14 protein-coding genes are annotated in these 13,878 nt (G+C 35.5%); 11 read left to right on the plus strand and 3 right to left on the minus strand.

The window, feature by feature from the left end:
* On the minus strand, window positions 1-913 hold a 913-nt coding region (locus ACY65O_RS10290), incomplete at its 3' end, for an ATP-dependent helicase (RefSeq protein WP_462220767.1).
* 73 nt (window positions 914-986) lie between these two features.
* Between ACY65O_RS10290 and ACY65O_RS10295 the strand changes: the two genes are divergently transcribed.
* The 8 genes from ACY65O_RS10295 (at window position 987) to ACY65O_RS10330 (ending at window position 8,025) form a co-directional block, all read left to right on the plus strand.
* Window positions 987-1,304, plus strand: a complete 318-nt coding sequence (locus ACY65O_RS10295; RefSeq protein ID WP_462220768.1) for a nucleotidyltransferase domain-containing protein — start codon at window positions 987-989, stop codon at window positions 1,302-1,304.
* Complete coding sequence (locus ACY65O_RS10300) at window positions 1,301-1,594, plus strand: HEPN domain-containing protein (RefSeq protein WP_462220769.1); 294 nt, start codon at window positions 1,301-1,303, stop codon at window positions 1,592-1,594. The genes ACY65O_RS10295 and ACY65O_RS10300 overlap by 4 nt, the downstream gene beginning before the upstream one ends.
* Before the next feature lie 321 nt (window positions 1,595-1,915).
* Window positions 1,916-2,497 (plus strand): RNA polymerase sigma factor, encoded by a 582-nt coding sequence (locus ACY65O_RS10305; protein WP_462220770.1) that lies wholly within the window; start codon window positions 1,916-1,918, stop codon window positions 2,495-2,497.
* A gap of 135 nt (window positions 2,498-2,632) precedes the next feature.
* Entirely contained in the window at window positions 2,633-3,214 is a 582-nt protein-coding gene (locus tag ACY65O_RS10310) for an RNA polymerase sigma factor (protein WP_462220771.1), read from the plus strand.
* A 159-nt stretch (window positions 3,215-3,373) separates the two neighbouring features.
* Window positions 3,374-4,918: a membrane dipeptidase gene (locus ACY65O_RS10315; RefSeq protein ID WP_462220772.1), complete on the plus strand. Its 1,545-nt coding sequence runs from the start codon at window positions 3,374-3,376 to the stop codon at window positions 4,916-4,918.
* Window positions 4,919-5,423: 505 nt separating this feature from the next.
* Window positions 5,424-6,446, plus strand: coding sequence for a recombinase RecA (gene recA / locus ACY65O_RS10320; RefSeq protein ID WP_462220773.1), 1,023 nt, complete (start codon window positions 5,424-5,426; stop codon window positions 6,444-6,446).
* 222 nt (window positions 6,447-6,668) lie between these two features.
* Window positions 6,669-7,589, plus strand: coding sequence for a DMT family transporter (locus tag ACY65O_RS10325; RefSeq protein WP_462220774.1), 921 nt, complete (start codon window positions 6,669-6,671; stop codon window positions 7,587-7,589).
* Window positions 7,561-8,025: a GNAT family N-acetyltransferase gene (locus tag ACY65O_RS10330; protein WP_462220775.1), complete on the plus strand. Its 465-nt coding sequence runs from the start codon at window positions 7,561-7,563 to the stop codon at window positions 8,023-8,025. Before ACY65O_RS10325 ends, ACY65O_RS10330 begins: the two co-directional genes overlap by 29 nt.
* Before the next feature lie 2 nt (window positions 8,026-8,027).
* Here ACY65O_RS10330 and ACY65O_RS10335 read toward each other — a convergent pair whose 3' ends face one another.
* Window positions 8,028-8,519, minus strand: coding sequence for a SixA phosphatase family protein (locus tag ACY65O_RS10335; protein WP_462220776.1), 492 nt, complete (start codon window positions 8,517-8,519; stop codon window positions 8,028-8,030).
* A gap of 104 nt (window positions 8,520-8,623) precedes the next feature.
* Between ACY65O_RS10335 and ACY65O_RS10340 the strand changes: the two genes are divergently transcribed.
* The 3 genes from ACY65O_RS10340 to ACY65O_RS10350 all read left to right on the plus strand — a co-directional run bounded on the left by ACY65O_RS10340 (window position 8,624) and on the right by ACY65O_RS10350 (window position 11,382).
* Window positions 8,624-9,775, plus strand: coding sequence for an esterase-like activity of phytase family protein (locus ACY65O_RS10340; RefSeq protein ID WP_462220777.1), 1,152 nt, complete (start codon window positions 8,624-8,626; stop codon window positions 9,773-9,775).
* Between the two features lie 86 nt (window positions 9,776-9,861).
* Complete coding sequence (locus ACY65O_RS10345; RefSeq protein ID WP_462220778.1) at window positions 9,862-10,659, plus strand: S1/P1 nuclease; 798 nt, start codon at window positions 9,862-9,864, stop codon at window positions 10,657-10,659.
* A 273-nt stretch (window positions 10,660-10,932) separates the two neighbouring features.
* On the plus strand, window positions 10,933-11,382 hold the full coding sequence (locus ACY65O_RS10350) for a hypothetical protein (RefSeq protein ID WP_462220779.1): 450 nt from the start codon (window positions 10,933-10,935) through the stop codon (window positions 11,380-11,382).
* Window positions 11,383-11,593: 211 nt separating this feature from the next.
* Here the strand turns inward: ACY65O_RS10350 and ACY65O_RS10355 are convergent, their stop codons facing one another.
* Window positions 11,594-13,441, minus strand: a complete 1,848-nt coding sequence (locus tag ACY65O_RS10355) for an amidophosphoribosyltransferase (protein ID WP_462220780.1) — start codon at window positions 13,439-13,441, stop codon at window positions 11,594-11,596.
* Between the last annotated feature and the right edge of the window lie 437 nt (window positions 13,442-13,878).

Genomic DNA, 13,878 nt, shown 5'->3' on the forward strand with positions numbered 1-13,878 from the left:
TGCCAATAACTTCGTTGGCTACACTTAAAATACTTTTGGTGCTGCGGTAATTCTGCTCCAGTTTTACCAGCTTTACTTCATCATAATCTTTTTGAAACTGTAAAATATTTTCGATAGTGGCACCTCTAAAACTGTAAATACTTTGTGCATCATCACCCACCACACAAACATTTTCATGCATGGCACCCAGCAGTTTTATAATTTCATACTGCGCCGTGTTGGTATCCTGGTACTCATCAATCATAATGTATTTAAACTTGCGCTGGTACTTGCTTAAACTATCAGGATTATTTTTTAAAAGGATATACATTTTAAACAACAGGTCATCAAAATCCATGGCGCCGTTTTTAAAACAGCGTTTGGCATACGCATCGTAAATTAAACCGATAGCGGGGCGGTTGCTTCTTGCATCTTCCTGTTGCAAAGCCCAATCGTTAATATATTCTGCAGGGCCGATCAATGCATTTTTAGCAGCCGAAATTCTATTGTAAACTACATTGGGTTTGTAATGTTTATCATCAAGGTCCATTTCGTTGATGACGGTTTTTACCACAGCCTTGGCATCATCCGTATCATAAATAGTAAAGTTGCTGGGATAACCCAATTTACCGGCTTCAGCCCTTAATATTCTTGCAAACACACTGTGAAAAGTACCGATATATAAATTTCTGGCTTCGGTGTTGCCCAAAACTTTTTCCACCCTTTCCTTCATTTCGGCGGCAGCTTTATTGGTAAATGTTAGCGCCAGTATATTAAAACTGTCCACTCCATAAAATCCCATTAAGTGGGCAATACGTGTAGTTAATACTTTTGTTTTGCCACTGCCTGCACCGGCAATAATCATTATGGGGCCGTCTTTGTGCTGCACCGCTTCTTTTTGTGGATCGTTAAGTTCGTCTAAATATTTTGGCATGCGGCAAATGTACGAAGCAATAAAGGCATGGTGAAAGTTGTTTGTAAATAAAATATTGGTGAACTTTATATAAATGCATACGCAGGAGCAAATATTACTGGCCGTTAAAAACCAAATTAAAGAAGTGTTGCCTGAAGCACATATTTTTTTATTTGGCAGCAGGGCTAATAACAGTGCTACAGAAGAAAGTGACTGGGATATATTGGTTCTTTCGCCTCAGCAGCCCATAACTAAATTAATAAAACAACAAATACACAACCGTGTTTTTCCTTTAAGCGTTTCTATCGGGTCTTTTATAAATGTTTTATTAGTTACCGAAAAAGACTGGCAGCAAAACCCATCTTACTATTCCATTAAAAAAACTATTGCTTTTAATAACAGCCCTTTATGAGTGATAATAGGGAACAGGCTATAAAACTAAAACTGCAAAAAGCAAATGCGCTGCTTGGCGAAGCAGAAGTGCATTTGCAAAATAAATTTTATGCTACTGTTATTAACAGGCTTTATTATGGTTGCTTTCATGCCACCAAAGCTTTGTTACTTACCAAAGACCTTACACCCAAAACGCATAGCGGCGTTATAAACCTGTTGCATCTTCATTTTGTACAACCAGGTTTGTTTGATATGGAGCAGGCTTCTTTTTACAGCCGCCTGCTGCAGGAAAGAATGGAAGAAGATTAGAGCGACTTTATTATTGAAGATGCTGAAACTACCTAAGGTTTTATTATACCTGCAAAGGATTATGTAAGTTATGTTGAAGGGTTAATTAAGACAGCATAACAACTTTTATTATCATTATAAATTTATTGGGCTTAAATGTTTTTGCATTTGGCGACGGTACAAAGCCTTTTTACAGTAACCTGCTTTGCGTTTTACACTTTTTAAAATTTATTAATAGAATAATGTCTATAAAAAAATAGCACAACAGCTACAACATACCATTTTTTTTAACGTTTCTTTATACCTCCTAATATCCATATCCAATAAGCAAAATACACTCCTATGAATTACCAAAACAATATGACTGATGAAACACTCATTCAGTTTTACCTTAACGGTAACCCCAATGCACTTGCCACTCTAGTAGAATTATACAAAGACAGGATTTACCGCTCCATTTATATGATGGTGCAGGATAAATATGTTGCCGAAGAAATTTTTAGAGAGGTGTTTATAAAAATTATCGACAACATGATGGCTGGCAAAACTGCCGAAGAAGGTAATTTTTTAAAATGGGCCATTAATATTGCACACCATCTTTGTATGGAGCATTCCCGTAAAATAAAACCGGCTGTAATTATTAATAATAATGAAGCTAGTACTGCCCATGCAATTGGGTTTTCTGTTACACCAATGCTGACCGATAATTTGTATCACCAAAGCCATGGCAAAATAAAGAGTATGATTGATATGCTGCCCGAAGAACAAAGAGAAGTGCTGGTATTAAATCATTACATGGGTTTAAGCTTTAAAGAAATTGCCGACCGTATGAAATGCAGTGTTACAGCCGCTTTAGACACTATGAAATTTGCATTAAATAACCTGAGGAAACTTATGAATGAAAAGGAAGTAGTATTAAGGTAAAGAGCAATTATCGATAGTTAATTACCCAATAGAAAAATTGCTACACCGAATTAATTTACACAACTACAATAAAGCATTTTTATTGTTTCGATATTTGTTAAATAATTTATCCAATCATCCAAAATTAATTTTTTTATGAAAAGCACTATTACCCTGACTGATGAACAAGCCGTTAAATTATTTATTAACGGAGAAGCAAGCGCACTTGAATTGCTTATTGACCGCCACAAAAACCGCATCTTCAGTTCTATTTATTTATTGGTAAAAGATAAATATTTAGCAGAAGATATTTTTCAGGACCTTTTTATTAAAATAATTGAAAATCTTAAGTCGGGCAATTACAAAGAAGAAAACAAATTTTTATTCTGGGCCATGCGTATTGCACACAATCTTTGTGTTGATCATTTTAGAAAAGTTAAGAGCAGGCCAATTATTAGAACCAGCAACGACACTGATATTTTTAATATGCTGGACTTTGCAGCGCCAAATGCAGAAGAAAACATTATGAAAAGCCAAAGCAGTAACCGGGTGATGCAATTAGTTAGCCTGCTGCCCGAAGAACAAAGGGAAGTTATTATTCTGAGGCATTTTGCCGATTTAAAATTTAAACAAATTGCTGAATTACTTAACTGCAGTGTTAATACAGCCCTTGGCCGTATGCGCTATGCCCTTTTGAATATCAGAAAAATGGTAGAAGAAAAACAACTGGCTTTGTAATATTTTAAATAATCTCTTTTAAATACAATTTTAAAAACCTTCTGTAAAGAGGGTTTTTGGTTTTATACCACTTACTAAATTATACCATCCATTTGTAAAATTTCTCCTTTTAAATCTAAAACATAAGCAGTATATTTAATATCATTAAACCTTACTATTATGCCATTCTTCGATTTTCATTGCCACCCCGGGTTAAAACCACAGTTTGCCAATCCGGATACAAAACCATCGCCATGGATTTTTATAAATGCTAAACTTGCAGTTTTTAATGATGTAACCATAAGCATTAATAAATTATTTAATGAAGTACTCAACTCTCAAAGCAACTTAAACCAACTGTGGGATAATGATGTAAAATTAATTGGCTTGATACTGCATGCGCCGGAGCAAAAAATTGGCCAGGCGCTAAGCTCAAAAAAAATAGTTAATAAAGGCAGTGTAAATCTTATTGATAAAACACAACTGGCGTATTTAACCACCGGTGTGCATAGTTACGAATTGATAAATGAAGAATTGCGCTGGTTGCAAAAAGCACCAATGCCAACTGGAAAAAAATTTAAAATCTTAACCAGGGCATCAGAATTTGACGAAGTAATTACTGATACTGTTTGGGGCGCTATTATTGTAGAAGGCCTGCATTGTTTTTTTAACGACCCCAATTCCCCTGATGCAAAAATAGAATTCACCAATAACTTTAATGAGTTTACTAATAACAATACCGTGGTGGCTATTAATATTTGCCACATGCAGCAAAATGCGTTTTGCAATCATGCACACGGTATCCAGTTTTTTACACCTTCGTTTTTTTATCCCACCCGTAAAGGCATTACAAAATGGGGAGAAGAAGTAATACAATTAATGATAAATAAAAAAATACTGGTAGATATTAAACACATGAGTTTAAAAACCCGTTGGGAATTATATACCTGGTTTAAAGATGCTACCGACGATACAAAATTTATTCAGCCTATTATTTGTACGCATGCAGGCGTAACAGGTTTATCTATTGCACACCGGGCAAAATATTTATTGCATACGCCGGCAGATAGAGGTTCGGTGTACGAAGTAACTTATTTAAAACCCAAAAGCAAACACGATACAGAAACCTATTACAATTGCAGCAGTATTAATTTATATGATGAGGATATAGCAAACATATTTTTATCGGGAGGTATAGTTGGTCTTTCTTTCGATCAGCGTATTTTAGGTTTTGCAGACGAAAATGTGTTGCTGAATGTAACTATACCGCATGATATGGAATACATCAGCCACCTGGAAGCCGATTTCTTTTTGGGCCCCAACCCCACTGCATTACCGGCATGGACAGACGATACCGAAGTATGGGCAAGCGAAGATTTCGAAAACTTAGATCCGTCACTTTATGTAGAAATGCACCGCCGCTTTTTAATAAACAATATTGTGCATATTTTATGGGTAGCCAATAATCATCCTTTAATAGATATAAAAAAAGCAGTAAAACAAATTTGTATTGGTACTGATTTTGACGGATTAATAAATGCTATCGACTGCTGCAAAGATGCTGATGGTTTAATACAATTGAAAGAAGATATAAGAGAAGGCTTGAGTGATTTATTAAACAATGAAGGCTTAAATACTATTAATGTTGATGTACTGCTGGATAATATTTTTTACAACAATGGAAAAAACTTTATGCTGGGCAGGCTAAAATTGATGAAGGGATAGTGTAACCGTATTATTAACCTTTGGGAATTTTATAAACCAACACTCCTTTTTATACTACTTGCGTTTTGTATTTACAAAACACCCACTATATAATTGTAATATCAACTACTTTATTATAATTAATAAATATACCAAGCCTAAAAAAGGTGTTTTAACCCTAAAAAATTACCACTTTGTGGTATTGTTTACCTGCGCAAACTGTCTTCTCTTTGTATAACAAAAAACTGAACCCTTTCAAACTCATATATATCGACAAATTTCTAAGGGCCCGTATTTAAGCCTTAGCCTGAAAACTCGAGAATAACTTTAGTAGATTTTTCTCATGCTTGAACAAATCCTGTCCCGGTTCCCCGGGATGGGTTTTTTTATTTAGAAAAGTCGCACTAAAAAAATTATCAAAAAAATACTAAAATAATTAGTGTTGATAAAATAAAGTTATTATCTTTGAATCACCATTTACATTTACAATACAAAATCAGATACATCACATAAAAAAACAAAACACATGAGTAACGCAGCAGACAAAATGGAAAAAACAGAAAAATTTAAGGCGCTGAAATTAACGATGGATAAAATCGATAAAGATTTTGGCAAAGGCTCGGTAATGATGATGAACGAAAAAACCAATATGGAAATAGAAGTTATATCTACCGGTTCTATTGGTTTAGACATGGCGCTGGGTATTGGCGGTTTACCTAAAGGAAGAGTAGTGGAAATTTATGGCCCCGAAAGCAGTGGTAAAACAACATTGGCAATACATGTAATTGCCGAGGCACAAAAAAAAGGCGGCATGTGTGCATTTATTGATGCCGAGCATGCTTTTGACAGTGTGTATGCAAAAAAATTAGGCGTTGACATTGATAATTTACTAATCTCTCAACCAGATTATGGCGAACAGGCATTGGAAATTGCGGATCGTTTAATTCTTTCTGGTGCATTGGATGTAGTGGTGATAGATTCTGTCGCAGCGTTGGTACCTAAAGCTGAACTGGAAGGAGAAATGGGCGACAGTAAAATGGGTTTACAGGCAAGGTTAATGAGCCAGGCTCTAAGAAAATTAACTGCTACCATTCATAAAACAAACAGCTGCTGCATATTTATTAATCAGCTTCGTGAAAAAATTGGTGTAATGTTTGGCAACCCAGAAACTACCACTGGTGGTAATGCTTTAAAGTTTTATGCTTCGGTTCGTTTAGATATTCGCCGTATGACGCAAATTAAAGATGGCGACGAGGCAATAGGTAACCATGTAAAAGTAAAAGTGGTAAAAAACAAGGTGGCACCACCATTCCGCCTGGCAGAGTTTGATATTATTTATGGAGAGGGTATTAGTAAAGTGGGTGAAATTATTGATATGGGTGTTGAGCTGGGCATTGTACAAAAAAGTGGCAGTTGGTTCAGTTACAACAGCGATAAATTAGGCCAGGGAAGAGAATCTGTAAAACAATTAATGTTAGACAATCCGGAAATGGCCAGCGAAATAGAAGCCAAAATAAGAGAAAAGGTAAAAGAAATGCAGACTGCATAGTTTTAGTTTTCACTTATTAGGGTTAGTAAGTATAAAGTCGTTATGTGTAAAAGCATAACGACTTTTTTGTTTGCCACGGATTGCACAGATTAACACGGATTAAACGCATTTTACTTAATAATGTAATGATTTGCCGAAGGCAAAAAATCTGTGTTAATCTGTGCAATCCGTGGCAAAACTACCTTATAGTTCAGTGCATAAACTTATTTTTGCTAAACCATTATGGCATTCGATAAAAAAACTACCGCCCACTTAGCGCTGCTGTTTACCAACCTGTTTTTTGCAATAAACTTAAGTGCTGCAAAACACTTAACCAGTTTACAACTTGCAAAACCATTTGGATTAAATGTGGTAAGAGTTGGCGTTAGCGTAATTTTATTCTGGTTATTATTTTTAATAAAACCAACACCTGTAAAAATAGAAAAGCAGGACAGGATGCGTTTTGTATTATGTGCACTAACCGGCATCGCCATTAACCAGTTACTTTTTTTAAAAGGCCTTTCTTTAACTTATCCCATACATGCATCACTGCTGATGCTTACCACACCCATTTTAATTGTATTTATTGCGGCATGGATTTTAAAAGAAAAGATTGGAATATTTAAAATTGCAGGGTTAGTATCGGGTATTACCGGCGCTGTGGTTTTAATTTTGGCAAAAGGCGGTACAGCAAATAAAGATGAAGTTATTTTGGGCGATATATTAATTATTATAAACGCCATTTCTTACACCATATATTTTATACTGGTAAAACCTTTGATGCTTAAGTACAATCCCGTAATGATAATGCGATGGATATTTACCATTGGCCTGGTGATGATATTACCTTTTGGCTGGAATGAATTTACTGCAATACAATGGAGTAATTTTACAACAATTGATTTTACAACAATGGCATTGGTTGTTTTTACAGGTACTTTTTTAGCCTACCTTTTTAATGTGTATGGTATAAAAATACTGGGTGCTTCTGCAGCAGGCTTTTATATTTACACACAACCTTTTTTTGCAACTTTTATTGCTATGATTTTTTTAAATGAAAAACTGGAGTTATATAAAATTGTAGCAGCAGTATTGATATTTACAGGGGTATATCTTGCCAACAAAACAACAAAAAATGCGGGAGTATTTAGTAATAAAAACTGATGGAGAATATAATGCAGCAATACGCTTGTTTAAAGAATATGCGGAATGGCTGAATATTGATCTGGGTTTTCAGCATTTTGATGAAGAGTTACAGAATTTAAAAACTATGTATAATTCTACAGATGGTGGAATAATACTTTGTAAAGAGAATGATAATTTTATTGCCTGTGTTGCAATAAGAAAAATTACAAAAGATATTGCAGAATTGAAACGGATGTTTGTACAATCAATTCACCAGCATAAAGGCGTGGGGAAAATTTTGTTGGAAAAAGCTATAACTCTTGCTGTAAACTGTAATTACAAATACATAAGATTAGATACACTGAACCACATGACACCTGCAATAAACTTGTATAAAAAATATGGGTTTTACGAAATTGAAGCCTATTACAATAACCCTGTTAGCACTGCGGTTTATTTTGAAAAGAAATTATGATGTCAGATATTTTTTGGATAATCAAAAAACAAAAATTCCTTTTTTTCTTTTTTAAAGTCTTTCCAGCTGCTTATGCCTGATTGTATTGCAAATACAGCGCAAGTGGGCATATTATCAATCCGCACATCTGCAACTAAACCATTTACAAAATAACTAATACCGGGGTTGTGCGCAAAAATGGCAACGGTGTTAAAATTGTCGTCTAATTGTTTTATTACTTCGTAAAATACATCAGCAGGTGCATGGTAAAGAGCGCTGATAAAAATTATATCTTCTTCATTTTTTTTGTACGTATCACAAAATAATTCGGCAGTTTTTTTTGCTCTTTTTGCAGGGCTTGCAACAAATGCATCAATTGCAATATTCCTGTCTAATAATCTTTTTGCAATAACAGGCGCATCTTTTTTGCCACGTTCATTCAGCGGGCGCTCAAAATCATTACCAAAAAAACTTTGGTCGCTTTTGGCGTGGCGTATGATGAGTAATGTTTTCACTAAACTTATTTGTATAAAAATAAATTTTTTTTTACATAAAGAAAGAAATAACAAAACATATCCGATTCTTTTACCAAATTTGTATATTAAAACTGTAAAGGCAAATGCTCAAATCAACAATGTTGTTTTTTGGTTTCATTTTATTAATGGTATCACAGGGAAATTCTCAAAAGCTAACTGCAACACCTTTTGCAAAAAATATAAGTGCGATAAAGTTTTTAGGTGAGTATAATATTCCTTTTAACCTGAAATATAAAAATACAACTGTAGGTGGCTTATCGGGCATTGATTATGACGCACAAAATAAATTGTATTACATGATTTGTGACGACAGAAGCGAAAAAAATCCGGCAAGATTTTATACAGCTAAAATTTTTATAACTGCAAAAGGTATCGGCAGCATGCGTTTTACAGGAGTTGTAAATATGCTGCAACCCAATAACACAGTTTACCCAAATAATAAGCAAGATGCTTTGCATACGGCCGACCCCGAAGCAATACGTTATAATCCTGTTACAAAACAATTGGTATGGAGCAGCGAGGGGGAAAGGATTGTAAGGGCAACCGATACGGTACTGGAAAATCCGTCGGTAATTGCTGTAACTGCAAAAGGAAAATTTAAAAATAATTTTCAATTACCCGCTAACCTTACCATGCATGCAACAGAAAAAGGCCCCCGGCAAAATGGTGTGCTGGAAGGAATGAGTTTTGCAGATAATTATAAAACACTTTATGTAAACGTAGAAGAGCCTTTGTATGAGGATGGCCAGCGTGCTGCTGTTGAAGACGATACTACTTTTATACGAATTTTAAAATTTGATGTTGCAAGTAAAACCAATACAGCACAATATGCTTATAAATTAGAGCCAGTTGCTTATGCTCCAAATCCTGTTACTGCATTTAAAGTAAATGGTGTGCCGGATATTTTAAGCATAGGTAAAAATAAATTGTTGGTAATCGAAAGATCTTTTTCCACAGGGCGGCTGGCCTGCACCATAAAATTATTTATTGCACAACTTGAAAATGCGACAAATATAAAAGACGTTGCATCGCTTAAAGAGCAAACTAATTTTATACCCGTATCAAAAAAACTATTATTGAATATGGATAGCCTGGGAATATATACTGATAATATTGAAGGAGTAACTTTTGGGCCAAGATTAGCTAATGGCCACAAAACGTTGGTTTTTGTTGCCGATAACAATTTTTCTCCTTTGGAAAAAGCACAGCTGTTGTTATTTGAAGTAATAGAATAAATAAACTATTATTCTTTAGAAATTGACTTTTATAATTATTGTAATCATCAGCATAAAATATAACTTTGAGAATAAATTATTATACAATGAAATTATTAAGGGTTAAAAAAATAATACTTTTTTGCGTTTTCTTTTACCTGCCTTTTACCAGCATGGCATGGGGAGTATTGGGACATCGTATAATTGGGCAAATAGCAGATAGTTATCTTACCAAGAGTACAAAAAAAGCAATTGCAGAAATTTTAGGAACAGAGTCTGTAGCAATGGCAAGCAACTGGCCCGACTTTATAAAATCTGACCCCTCTTACAATTATTTATCTAACTGGCATTACATAAATTTAAAAAGCGGGCTTAGTTATGACAGCGTAAAAGTATTTTTAGCTACCGATACTGCAACAGACGCTTACACCAAAATAAATTTTTTAGTTGCCGAATTAAAAAATAAAAATTTAGAAAAAGATAAAAAAATACTTTACCTGCGGTTGCTGATACATATTATTGGCGACATACACCAGCCACTGCATGTGGGCCGGCTTGAAGATTTAGGCGGTAACAGAATAAGAGTTTTATGGTTTAGAGATTCTACAAATTTGCATACGCTGTGGGATACTCATTTAATAAATTTTCAGCAATTGAGTTATACAGAATATGCAACGGTCATTAATTTTACAAATAAAGAGCAACGCAATAGTTTACAGCAACAGCCACTTTCCGAATGGCTGTTTGAATCGTACCAGATTGCAGATAAAATTTACGGAGATATAAAAACGCCAAATCAAAAATTAGAGTACGCTTATAATTTTAAATATGTTGATATATTAAACAATCAATTATTAAAAGGTGGCGTAAGGCTGGCCGGTTTATTGAATGAAATATTTCGGTAGGAAGGTGCCTTGCGGCATGTTCGAAACACAATGCGGCGCAAGGCGGTAATTTCCCGGAAACCTTATGCAATGACGGTCACCGTAGCATCATGACTTAAAACAATAATGACAAGACGTTCCATCTTATTACTTTTGTCAATCTTTATTTCGACACTTTCCCTTGGACAAAAATTAGGCGATTACTATGTTAGCATTACCAGTGACAGTACTTTGAATTGCAGACTGAGATTTCTAAGCGACTCTACTGTCGAGTTAAGTAACGTACCTCGACATATGGGCGGCCGATTAACGATGGCATTTAAATATACAAAAACAGAAACGACTATTGAGATTTTACCAGGACTTCTAACTAAGCAAGACAGTTTATCATTAAATGCGTTTGGGCTTAACTATTTTATTAAACCTGTTATTAGACTGACCAAAATTGACGGTGGCTTTATTGACTACAGCAAATCACTTATTTACGTAAGACAAAAGGACTTTGGCGACAATCCGGATGTAGCTTATATAGTTGACGGGAAAATTTTTATTCAGGACGTAGGTGTGACAGATGGTTACGGCCTCATCAAAAAAAATCCAAGTACAAATAAGGCACTGCAAAAAAAATTGAAAGGCGTTAACAAAGACAACTGTACTATTGAAATTGTAAGAGGGCTTGAAGCATATAAAAGATACGGCATTAAAAGAGTTTATGGAGTGGTTGTCATAACTACCAAACAATAAAACTACCGCTTACATGGGGTTTGCTGCTATGCTGGCTGACAAATAAATCCTCATCTTTTTGTTGCTATCAGCAGCAGTCCGGGCTCAACGTTAATTGGTCAGCTTTTTGTTGTTAACTTTAATTTCAGTTTTTAAATTAGGCTGCAGTTCCGGGCTGGACGTTATAAATTCCACCACAGCAGCAGGCTATAACGCAAGACGCATTCCTGCGTTAATAACCTCTCACATTTTTTCCTTCCATATAATTCATAAATGCTTTATTGCAAACCCTGTTGCCGCCCGGTGTGGGATAGTTACCGGTAAAATACCAATCGCCGGTGTTGGTGGGGCAGGCTTCATGCAAACTTTCAATAGTTTGGTAAATAACCTGTATAGGGATGTCTAAATCTTTTGGTGTAATAAGTTCTGCAATTTTTTTGCTCATTTCTTTTAATGCGAATGGCTTATAAATTTCACGAACTGCATTTTCGGTATGCAATTGATTATTGCGCTGCAGCTCTTTACATCTTTCTAAAGTATCAGTTAAAATATTTTCCTGCTTAGTATCATGCAGTAATTCAATTGCCGCTCTAAAAGCAATAAAATCTCCCAGCTTGCTCATATCAATACCATAGCAATCGGGATAGCGTATTTGCGGAGCCGAAGAAACTATAATTATTTTTTTTGGCTGCAGGCGGCTCAGCATTCTTATAATACTTTCTCTTAGTGTAGTACCTCTTACTATGCTGTCATCAATAACCACCAGTGTATCTTCATTTTTTTTAACGGTGCCGTAAGTAATATCATACACGTGCTGCACCATTTCGTTGCGGCTGCTGTCCTCAGTAATAAAAGTACGCAGCTTAACATCTTTAATAGCAATTTTTTCAAACCGTATCTTACGGGTTATCATTTCGGTTAATTGCTCTTCATCAAAATCTTTTCCCCAGCTGGCAATACGTTCTATTTTAATTTTGTTTAAATAATCTTCTGCACCTTTTAATAAACCATAAAAAGCAGTTTCGGCTGTATTGGGTATAAAAGAGAAAATAGTATTTTTTAAATCGTACTTAATAACTTTTAAAATAACATCGCTTAAATTATAACCTAATGCAATTCTTTCCCTGTAGATTTTTTCATCGCTGCCTCGGCTGAAATAAATGCGTTCAAAACTGCACGCCTTTCTTTCCTTAGGTTCTAAAATTTCTTCAATGGTATAACTGCCATCTGCTTTTACAATTAATGCATTGCCGGGCATTAATTCCTGCACTTCATTTTCGCCAACATTAAAAGCAGTTCGTATAGCAGCCCTTTCGCTTGCTGCAACAATTACATCATCATTTATATAATAGTAAGATGGCCGGATGCCATGTGCATCTCTCATTACAAATGCATCGCCATTGCCAATTAATCCGCTAAAATTAAAACCACCGTCAAATAACGGCACCGCCTTTTTTAAAACTTTAGCAATATCCATATGACCCGGAAATGCTTCATCTGCTTTTACAATAAAATGATGCACTACTTCCATCATGGCAGCAAGATCACTCTGGCGTTGAAATTCACCGGGATCAATATTTACCAGCCCGAATAATTCTTCGGTATTAACTAAATTAAAATTTCCGGCCAGTGCCAAATTTCTTGCAGGTATGGTGTGGCGTTTTATAAAAGGGTGACAAAACTCTGCGTTATTTTTTCCCTGTGTACCATATCTTAAATGCCCCAGTAAAACTTCTCCTAAAAAATTTACGTGGCCTTTCATCAGCCCCGGATGATTTTTAATATCGGGTTGATGTTTTTCAATTTCTGTAATTTCTTTTCCTATCTGGCTAAAAATATCGGCAATGGGCTGGTTGGCACAACTACGCAGGCGGTGTAAAAAAGGGTAGCCAGGTTCGGTATTTAATTTTACAGAAGCAACACCTGCACCATCCTGGCCACGGTTATGTTGTTTTTCCATAAGCAGGTACAGCTTATTAAGGCCATACATTACCGTACCATATTTTTGTTGAAAATGACTGAAGGGCTTGCGGAGGCGAATAAAAGCCAGGCCGCATTCGTGTTTAATTTCGTCGCTCATGATTAGGAGTGAGGCGCAAAGTTAATGCATTGCAAAACAGCGGCAAACTAAAATCGAAGCTGCTGATGTAAAATAGAACTGTTAGCGCATTATATACTTTGATTTTTTTATTATAAGGTGAAATGTAATCTTCGGAATTTAATACTGGGAATGGCTGCGATTAAGGAGCAAAAAAAAGCCTCTGCAAAAAATGCAGAGGCTTGAATAAATAAATGCTGTAGGGGGAGGGATCGAACCTCCACGAGGCAGTTAGTCCCGATTCATCGGGATACAAAGTTCGGTGGTCGACCCCGGTCGCATCAGTATTGCTACTAATACGGCTCTATGCTGCGTTTATCCTGTTATCCTCACCCTCGAGACAAGAGGGTCGCTGCCATTAAGGAGCAAAAAAAAGCCTTTGCAAAAATGCAAAGGCTTAAATAAATTAAAGCTGTAGG

It is taken from the genome of Ferruginibacter sp. (genome assembly GCF_031430955.1).
In the GTDB taxonomy this organism is placed as follows: Bacteria; Bacteroidota; Bacteroidia; order Chitinophagales; family Chitinophagaceae; genus Ferruginibacter.

What these genes read in the sequence shown, in the direction of transcription:
- ACY65O_RS10355 (WP_462220780.1), bottom strand. Translation starts at nt 13,441, where the DNA reads ATGAGCGACGAAATTAAACACGAATGCGGCCTGGCTTTTATTCGCCTC.
- ACY65O_RS10305 (WP_462220770.1), top strand. Translation starts at nt 1,916, where the DNA reads ATGAATTACCAAAACAATATGACTGATGAAACACTCATTCAGTTTTAC.
- ACY65O_RS10330 (WP_462220775.1), top strand. Translation starts at nt 7,561, where the DNA reads ATGCGGGAGTATTTAGTAATAAAAACTGATGGAGAATATAATGCAGCA.
- ACY65O_RS10350 (WP_462220779.1), top strand. Translation starts at nt 10,933, where the DNA reads ATGGGCGGCCGATTAACGATGGCATTTAAATATACAAAAACAGAAACG.
- ACY65O_RS10345 (WP_462220778.1), top strand. Translation starts at nt 9,862, where the DNA reads ATGAAATTATTAAGGGTTAAAAAAATAATACTTTTTTGCGTTTTCTTT.
- ACY65O_RS10295 (WP_462220768.1), top strand. Translation starts at nt 987, where the DNA reads ATGCATACGCAGGAGCAAATATTACTGGCCGTTAAAAACCAAATTAAA.
- ACY65O_RS10325 (WP_462220774.1), top strand. Translation starts at nt 6,669, where the DNA reads ATGGCATTCGATAAAAAAACTACCGCCCACTTAGCGCTGCTGTTTACC.
- ACY65O_RS10340 (WP_462220777.1), top strand. Translation starts at nt 8,624, where the DNA reads ATGCTCAAATCAACAATGTTGTTTTTTGGTTTCATTTTATTAATGGTA.
- ACY65O_RS10310 (WP_462220771.1), top strand. Translation starts at nt 2,633, where the DNA reads ATGAAAAGCACTATTACCCTGACTGATGAACAAGCCGTTAAATTATTT.
- recA (WP_462220773.1), top strand. Translation starts at nt 5,424, where the DNA reads ATGAGTAACGCAGCAGACAAAATGGAAAAAACAGAAAAATTTAAGGCG.
- ACY65O_RS10300 (WP_462220769.1), top strand. Translation starts at nt 1,301, where the DNA reads ATGAGTGATAATAGGGAACAGGCTATAAAACTAAAACTGCAAAAAGCA.
- ACY65O_RS10315 (WP_462220772.1), top strand. Translation starts at nt 3,374, where the DNA reads ATGCCATTCTTCGATTTTCATTGCCACCCCGGGTTAAAACCACAGTTT.